This window comes from Aquiflexum sp. (genome assembly GCF_041749095.1).
In the GTDB taxonomy this organism is placed as follows: Bacteria; Bacteroidota; Bacteroidia; order Cytophagales; family Cyclobacteriaceae; genus Aquiflexum.
The window spans coordinates 1-1,669 of sequence record NZ_JBGTCA010000538.1 but is presented as its reverse complement, the minus strand read 5'-3'; the positions used below and the strand labels follow the sequence as shown (position 1 = coordinate 1,669).

Genomic DNA, 1,669 nt, shown 5'->3' with positions numbered 1-1,669 from the left:
ATAATCCATAAGAAAATCGGTTTTTTACTTTGGTTCAGGATCAAATAGAAAAATAGGAATAAAAGAGATATACCTATGATGATATAACCTGTGTTGACAACCAATGTATTGTTTATTTTCAAAAGTTGAAGTTGTTTGGCTTTAACTTCCGAAACGCTTGTACATAACAGGATCAAAAAGATTACAAGATGCTTTTTTCGATATTCCCTTTCAGCCAAAAAGAAATAAGGGATGCTAGCAAGCATCCCTATAATGATCAAAATATTATACCAATGTAGTGCTTCCATAATACAGTTATGGTTGACAGTCTGGAGGGCAGACATATCCCGCATTTACCGGACTATCGCCATCCCCACTACTCATCAACATCATTTTGGAAGTGTCCTGAATTTCATTTGTCCTGGAATAAATATCTTCATATTCAGTTTCGGTCTTGTTGCATGCTGCCAATGCAAGGGAAACTCTTCCTACATAATCATGCTTTTTTCTCCTGTCTTCTGGTATCAAAACCACATTTTTTTCGTCATATTGGCCGAAATAAATTTTGATACCACCTTTATCAGGGTCAGTTATATCCAATAGCTTTTGGATGGTATTGCGGTCAAACCAAACCCAGTCAGACTGTTCATTGATATCTCTGTCCTCTTTGTTTTTGGCTTTGATACTTATTTTGGCGGCTCTTTGATAAGCATTTCTAAATGCTTCTAATTCTTCTCTGGTCATATTTTTAAAATTTTAAAGGAAATAAAAAGATAAAGGAAATTTTTGGAATAATTAATAGAAATACCAAACCTGTTTTTCTGATGATGGAATTTTTATCCAGATGTGGGAAAATAAATGCAACCCCCAAAAATAGATACATCATTCCGGCCGTAAATTTATTGAAGCTAAATAAAACAGTCACATTTTCTACAATAAATGCGGGATTTAACTGATAAGTCCCAAACAATAGCAAAGCTTCAAAGTAGAAAAACAAAAGTGTACTGCTGATCCAAAAATGGGGAATGGTCAGCAGGTTGTGGTCAGGATATAGCTGTAAATTCAAAATGTTTTTTAACAACCGGATGGTAAGAAAAATAATAAAGACCCCGAAAGGCAACAAAGAGTAGTATTGTAAGGCCAAGGTGATTGGCTGAAAGAATATGCTGTTGACAAGACCCCACACCAAGATACTTATACTGATCTGTATAATTCTTTTTTTGAACCGTGAACTCTTTTCAAGGAGATAAAAGTAGGCTATGATGAGTATGGATTCTATATACACCCATGATACATTATATAAAAGGGAGTTGTTAATTTTTTGTCGTGCAGTGATCAAACCGAAGGACTCGAAAACCAATACCCAAGTCAGTATAACTACAATTAAGCGGTGAACTGACAACTCTTCTTTCTTAGTGGCAAACAGACTAAAAAAGGAAATCAGTAAACTCGCAGCCAACACGGTGTGATAAATACTTCCTAACATTCAATGGCAGTTTTCAATCTGCAAGGTAGGCTTAATAAAAAATCGAAAAAATCCCGTGTTCAGGGTATTTTTTCAAAAAAATCACAAAAAAAGGGAGATGTTTGTCCCATCTCCCTTGATTTTTTTTAAATAATTGAATTATGCTGTCTTTTTTGCAGAATCTTGTTGGTTTTCAGCTGCCAGTTCTTTCTTCATCAAATCCAC

The 1,669-nt window shown here is 34.8% G+C and carries 2 protein-coding genes and 1 pseudogene; all 3 read right to left on the bottom strand.

Annotation, left to right across the window (positions count from 1 at the left end):
* Nucleotides 1-287, bottom strand: a pseudogene (locus tag ACEW8O_RS24160) (hypothetical protein); the annotation flags it as partial.
* Nucleotides 288-294: 7 nt separating this feature from the next.
* The gene (locus ACEW8O_RS24155; protein WP_373497194.1) at nucleotides 295-723 is read right to left on the bottom strand and encodes a hypothetical protein; all 429 of its coding nucleotides are present in this window, start codon (nucleotides 721-723) and stop codon (nucleotides 295-297) included.
* Nucleotides 724-727: 4 nt separating this feature from the next.
* Nucleotides 728-1,465 carry a hypothetical protein gene (locus tag ACEW8O_RS24150; protein ID WP_373497193.1) on the bottom strand — a complete coding sequence of 246 codons (738 nt, stop codon included), beginning with the start codon at nucleotides 1,463-1,465 and terminating at the stop codon, nucleotides 728-730.
* Nucleotides 1,466-1,669 lie beyond the last annotated feature (204 nt).

Bases quoted from the DNA above. Each gene is read 5' to 3' on its own strand.
- ACEW8O_RS24150 (WP_373497193.1), bottom strand. From the start codon at position 1,465: ATGTTAGGAAGTATTTATCACACCGTGTTGGCTGCGAGTTTACTGATT.
- ACEW8O_RS24155 (WP_373497194.1), bottom strand. From the start codon at position 723: ATGACCAGAGAAGAATTAGAAGCATTTAGAAATGCTTATCAAAGAGCC.